The 5,229-nt window shown below is 69.9% G+C and carries 6 protein-coding genes and 1 pseudogene; 4 read left to right on the top strand and 3 right to left on the bottom strand.

Going from position 1 to position 5,229, the window contains the following annotated elements:
* The 3 genes and pseudogenes from ACLEQD_RS36325 to ACLEQD_RS36315 form a co-directional block, all read right to left on the bottom strand.
* Positions 1-507: pseudogene (locus ACLEQD_RS36325) on the bottom strand (hypothetical protein); the annotation flags it as partial.
* Positions 504-914: a FecR family protein gene (locus ACLEQD_RS36320; RefSeq protein WP_171417112.1), complete on the bottom strand. Its 411-nt coding sequence runs from the start codon at positions 912-914 to the stop codon at positions 504-506. The pseudogene ACLEQD_RS36325 and the gene ACLEQD_RS36320, both read right to left, overlap by 4 nt.
* 131 nt (positions 915-1,045) lie before the next feature.
* Positions 1,046-1,849: a carbon-nitrogen hydrolase family protein gene (locus ACLEQD_RS36315; protein ID WP_410390464.1), complete on the bottom strand. Its 804-nt coding sequence runs from the start codon at positions 1,847-1,849 to the stop codon at positions 1,046-1,048.
* A gap of 210 nt (positions 1,850-2,059) precedes the next feature.
* Here ACLEQD_RS36315 and rimP point away from each other — a divergent pair, with 210 nt between their 5' ends.
* The 4 genes from rimP to ACLEQD_RS36295 form a co-directional block, all read left to right on the top strand.
* Positions 2,060-2,545 carry a ribosome maturation factor RimP gene (gene rimP / locus ACLEQD_RS36310; RefSeq protein WP_410390463.1) on the top strand — a complete coding sequence of 162 codons (486 nt, stop codon included), beginning with the start codon at positions 2,060-2,062 and terminating at the stop codon, positions 2,543-2,545.
* A gap of 70 nt (positions 2,546-2,615) precedes the next feature.
* Complete coding sequence (gene nusA, locus ACLEQD_RS36305; protein ID WP_375761039.1) at positions 2,616-4,316, top strand: transcription termination factor NusA; 1,701 nt, start codon at positions 2,616-2,618, stop codon at positions 4,314-4,316.
* A 17-nt stretch (positions 4,317-4,333) separates the two neighbouring features.
* Positions 4,334-4,630 (top strand): YlxR family RNase P modulator, encoded by a 297-nt coding sequence (locus ACLEQD_RS36300; protein ID WP_338261888.1) that lies wholly within the window; start codon positions 4,334-4,336, stop codon positions 4,628-4,630.
* A 120-nt stretch (positions 4,631-4,750) separates the two neighbouring features.
* The coding region (locus ACLEQD_RS36295) for a translation initiation factor IF-2 N-terminal domain-containing protein (protein WP_410390462.1) at positions 4,751-5,229 on the top strand (479 nt) is incomplete at its 3' end.

Genomic DNA, 5,229 nt, shown 5'->3' with positions numbered 1-5,229 from the left:
GCGCAGCTGCGCGCGCCGGGCGGCTCCGGCAGCACGGTGCCTGCTGCACGCGCACGGACTCGCCCTCACCAGCACGCGGGTGGCGTGCTGCGCCTCCACGGTGACGGGAGGACCCTGGCGGTGGGTGACGGTGGTGGTGCCGCCGTCGTGGTCCACCTCCACCGTGAAGTTGGACGGCTGGGGCGGGTTGAGCAGCGCCCACGCCTCGTCCGCCTTGTGCAGCGCGTCCGCGTACCGGGCGGCCTGGTAGTGCTCCTCCGCGTCCTTGAGGCGGACCTCGGCCTCACGGCGGCGCGCATCGTCCGGCGCGGCCTTCACCGCCGCGCGCGACATCTCCAGCGCCTTGAGCGCCGTCTGCGGCTCCGCGCCGGGCGCCTTGCGCGGCCCCGGCGCCGCGGCGCCCCCGGGAAGGCGAGCGCCTTCCGGAGGCTCGCGCCCCACCGCCGGAGCGGTTGACGGCACCACGGACAGCCCCATCCACGCGCTGAGCCAGAGGGCGGCCTTCATTGGAATTCAATCTTCCTGCCCGCGCGAACCGTGGCGGATGGGGTGGTGACGGACAGCGACTGGGTGGCCGGCTTCTCCAGGGTGGCGTCCACCCGTCCCCTGAGGACGGTGACGTCCGTTCGGAGCTTGCTTTCCGCGATGCCCACCAGGGAATCGCCTCCCAGGTGCAGGCTGCTGCCGTTGGCGAACACCAGCTGGGCGCTGGCTCCGGCCTCGGTGCGGACCTTGTCGTTCTCGTAGAGGGGCAGTTCGTCGCGCGCGGGGCTCCACTCGTCCGCCACCGCGCGTTTGATCTGCACGTCCCCCGTCAGCTCCCGCAGGTGCGCCCGGGGAACGGGCGGAGGCAGGGGCGCCTCGGTGGGCCCCCGGGGCTTCTCATCGGCGGTGCAGCCGGGAGGAAGGGCCATGAGTGCGACCGCGAAAAGCAGGGGAGGCCAGCGTCGTCCATTCACCAGAGGGGTCTTCCTGAAGGCCCACTCTAACCGGCAAAAGCCGCGCTGGAAGGCCCCCCCGCCCCATCCCGTGCACGGGCGCCTGCCTACTCCAGCCGCCGGTGCGCCAGGCACGGCAAATTCCGCCGGATGCGTGCCTGGAGCTCCGGGTCCACCGGCGCCACCGCCAGCCCCTCGCCCTCGGAGGCCCGCGCCGTCACCAGGCCCCACGGGTCCACCACCATGGCGTGGCCGTACGTCAGCCGCTGCGCGGAGTGCCGCCCGCCCTGGGCCGGCGCCAGCACGTACGCCTGGTTCTCGATGGCGCGGGCGCGCAGCAGCACCTCCCAGTGGTCCTTGCCGGTCATCATGGTGAACGCCGCCGGCACCGCGAGCAGCGTCGCCCCGTCCTTCGACAGCCGCCGGTACAGCTCCGGGAAGCGCAGGTCGTAGCAGACGCTCATCCCCAGCCGGCCCACCGTCGTGTCCGCCGCCACCACCTCCGTCCCGGGGGCGACCGCGGCGGACTCCTGGTAGGTGGCCCCGTCGCCGACGTCCACGTCGAACAGGTGCATCTTCCGGTACACGGCCAGCCGGGCGCCGTCCGGGCCGAACAGGACGCTGGTGTTGTAGAGCCGGCCGCCGGGCGCTCCCTCCTCCAGGATGGAGCCGGCCAGCAGCGTCGTCTTCGTCCCCCTTGCCAGCTCCGCCATCCGGCTCAGGGTGGGGCCGTCCAGGCCCTCGGCGGCGGAGGGGCGCTCGGGCTCCGGACCCATCCAGGAGAAGTTCTCCGGCAGACCCACCAGGTGGGCTCCCAGGGAGGCGGCCTGGCGCACGAGGCGCGTGGCCACGTCCAGGTTGTGGGCCTTGTCCGCGGTGGACACCATCTGGGCGGCGGCGATGAGGTGCATGAGGGCGTTATAACGCCACCGGCGTCACTCGGAACCCCTGGGAATCCTTCAATCCCGGGGGGCGTTTCACCCGGTGCCTCCGGGTGTGTCCTTCCTTTACACCCCGAGGGGGCGTGTGTTACGGACGCCCCGACATTTTTCGACGCATCACATTCGAAAAGTGGGCCGCCGTGCCCGCTTTTCGCGTTTTTGGAGACCCGTTTCCTGGCCATGGAGTCGAAGAACATCAAACAGACGGTGGAGGAGAAGGCAGCGGCGCTGCTGGACCCCATCGTGGCGAACGAAGGCCTGGAGCTCCTGGACGTGGAGTACGTCCGCGAGCGTGAGGGCTGGGTGTTGCGGCTGTTCATCGACAAGCCCGGTGGCCGGGTGGGCCTGGAGGAGTGCTCCCAGGTGTCGCGCGCCGTGGATCCGGTGCTCGACGTGGAGGACTTCATCCCCCAGGAATACAACCTGGAGGTGTCCAGCCCCGGCGTGAACCGGCCCTTGAAGAAGCCGGCGCACTTCGAACGGGTGAAGGGGCAGAAGGTCAAGGTGAAGACCTTCGGCCCGCTGGGAGAGCCTCCGCGGAAGAACTTCAGCGGCACGCTCACCGATGTGGCGGCCGACGCCATCTCCGTGGACGTGGAAGGGGGCGGCGTCTTCGTCATCCCCTTCAAGGACATCGCCAAGGCCCATCTGGAGTTCGAGTTCTAGAAGCCCACATACAGGGGACCCTGTTCGCGCCAGGGCCGCCCGTGGACCCATTTTCGGAGAAGACAAAGCCATGCCCACGCCCGCCAACCCGGCAGTCAACCTCAACCTCGTCCTGGATCAGGTCGCCAAGGACAAGGGCATCGAACGGGCCGTGCTCATTGCCACCCTCGAGGACGCGATGAACACCGCGGCCAAGAAGCACTTTGGCCAGGACCGCAACCTGGAGGCCAAGTACGACCCGGACAAGGGCGTCGTGGAGCTCTTCCAGGCCATCACCGTGGTCGCGGAGATCACCGACCCCGTCCAGGCGGTCAACCAGATCACCATGGAAGAGGCCCACAAGAAGGGCATGGAGGTGGAGCCCGGCGACGAGCTCGTCTTCCAGATCTTCTACCGGGACGAGGACGCCGCCGAGGCCAAGGCCCAGGACGACCAGTACGGCGACATCCTCCGCCTGAAGACGTTCCGCCGCGGCTTCGGCCGCATCGCGGCGCAGACGGCCAAGCAGGTCATCCTGCAGCGCACCCGCGACGCCGAGCGCGAGAACGTCTTCAACGAGTACAAGGACCGCAAGAACGAGATCGTCACCGGCATCGCCCGCCGGTTCGAGCGCGGCAACATCGTGGTGGACCTGGGCCGCGCGGAGGCCGTCCTTCCCGTGCGCGAGCAGGTCCCCCGTGAGACCTACCGCCCCGGCGACCGCGTCCAGGCCTACGTGCTGGACGTGCTGCGCGAGTCCAAGGGCCCGCAGATCGTCCTGTCGCGCGCGTCCGTGAACCTGCTCACCAAGCTCTTCGAGATGGAGGTGCCGGAGATCGCCGAAGGCATCGTCGTCATCGAGGCGGCGGCGCGTGAGCCCGGTGGCCGCGCGAAGATCGCCGTGTCCAGCCGCGACTCGGACGTGGACCCCGTGGGCGCGTGCGTGGGCATGAAGGGCAGCCGCGTGCAGGCGGTGGTGCAGGAGCTGCGCGGGGAGAAGATCGACATCGTCCCTTACGATGAAGACCCGGCCCGCTTCGTGTGCTCGGCCCTGGCCCCCGCGGAGGTCAGCCGCGTCATCATCGACGAGGCGAACCACGCGATGGAGCTCATCGTCCCGGACGACCAGCTGTCCCTGGCCATTGGCCGGCGCGGGCAGAACGTGCGCCTGGCCGCCCAGCTCACCGGCTGGAAGCTGGACATCAACAGCGAGAGCCGCGTGCGGGAGATGCGCGAGTTCGCCAGCCGCTCCCTGGGCGCCCTGCCGGGCGTCAACGAGATGTTGGTGGAGACGCTCTACGCGCACGGCTTCCGTCAGGCGCGTGACGTGGCGGACGCCAACGCGGAGATGCTGGCGCAGATCCCCGGCATCGACCCCACCCGCATCGCCGCCATGCAGGAGGAGGCCAAGAAGCGCATGGTGGAGGACCAGCAGGAGCTGTCGCGCATGGACTACGAGCGCGAGCAGGCCCGCCTGGCCGAGGCCCGCCGCCACCCGGACGAGCTGTCCCAGCCGGAGCGCATGGCGCGCGTGCGCGGCGTCGGGGAGAAGACCATCGAGCAGCTCATCCTCGCCGGCTACCGCACGGTGGAGGACATCGCGAACGAGAAGGACCTCACCCGCCTGGGCGACGTGCCGGGGGTGGGCATCAAGAAGGCCCGCCAGCTGAAGAGCGCGGCGGAGAACTACCTGGTGGAAGAGGCCAAGCTGCGCGCGGAACTGAACGCGGAGCGGGGGCTGCTGGCGTCGGCTGGCGGCTCGGAGGGCGCGGAAGCGGCCAAGGCACCGTAACCACAGGGGGTAGGGAGATGCGCCGTGCAACGAAACGGCCGGGGACACATCCCATGGAAATCACGGCGTCAGGTCCCGTCCGGACCTGCGTCGGGTGCGGGTCGCGCAAGTCACAGGCGGAACTCACCCGGTTCGTGGTAGGTCCCCAGGGCGGCGTGGTGGCGGACAGGCGGCGGAGGCTGCCGGGGCGGGGGGCGTACCTGTGCGGTGCCGGTTGTTTGACGGCAGCGCTCAAGCGTAAGGCGCTGGGCAGGGCCTTCCGGGGCAAGGCGGGGCAGGTCGACCCGTCAGCGCTCGGACAGGCTTGGGAGTGAGGGCGGGTGGGTGGAGAGGTTGCGGGGGGAGGTGGCTATTAAGCTCCGCTCGCACACAATTTCGGCTTTGGACTAGGGTGCTCGGCCTCGTCGCTGGCGGAGCAGAAGGCCAATCAAGGTATGTCGAAGAAGCGCGTTCACGAAATCGCCAAGGAGCTCAAGAGCCACGGGATTGAGCTCGACAACAAAGAGGTTGTGACCGAGCTCGCCGGGCTGGGTTACGACGTCAAGAGCCACTCGTCCTCTCTGGATGACGACCAGGCCACCGCCGCGGTCCAGAAGATCCTGGACAAGCGCAAGCCGAAGCAGGCCGCACCTCCTGTCGCCGCCAAGGGTTTCGTGGTGCGCCGCAAGGTCGGTCCTCCCGCGGGCACGTACGCCCCGGAGAGCCAGGACTCCTACGCCCAGTCGAACGAGCAGGCCTACGAGCCGGAGCCCGCGCAGGAGCCGCAGGCCGCTCCCATGGAGCAGGAGCCGCAGCAGGCCCCCGCCGCCATGGAGCAGGCGCCCGCCGCCATGGAGCAGGCGCCCGTGGCCCGGGATCTGGAGGCGCCGGCCGTGACGGCCACGCCGCCGGAAGCCACCGTCGCAACCATCGC

It is taken from the genome of Corallococcus sp. 4LFB (genome assembly GCF_046520365.1).
Lineage (GTDB): Bacteria > Myxococcota > Myxococcia > Myxococcales > Myxococcaceae > Corallococcus > Corallococcus caeni.
Note: the sequence above shows the minus strand (reverse complement) of the source record. Positions and strands in the feature narration are given on the sequence as shown.

What these genes read in the sequence shown, in the direction of transcription:
- ACLEQD_RS36315 (WP_410390464.1), bottom strand. Translation starts at nt 1,849, where the DNA reads ATGCACCTCATCGCCGCCGCCCAGATGGTGTCCACCGCGGACAAGGCC.
- nusA (WP_375761039.1), top strand. Translation starts at nt 2,616, where the DNA reads ATGCCCACGCCCGCCAACCCGGCAGTCAACCTCAACCTCGTCCTGGAT.
- ACLEQD_RS36320 (WP_171417112.1), bottom strand. Translation starts at nt 914, where the DNA reads ATGGCCCTTCCTCCCGGCTGCACCGCCGATGAGAAGCCCCGGGGGCCC.
- ACLEQD_RS36300 (WP_338261888.1), top strand. Translation starts at nt 4,334, where the DNA reads ATGCGCCGTGCAACGAAACGGCCGGGGACACATCCCATGGAAATCACG.
- rimP (WP_410390463.1), top strand. Translation starts at nt 2,060, where the DNA reads ATGGAGTCGAAGAACATCAAACAGACGGTGGAGGAGAAGGCAGCGGCG.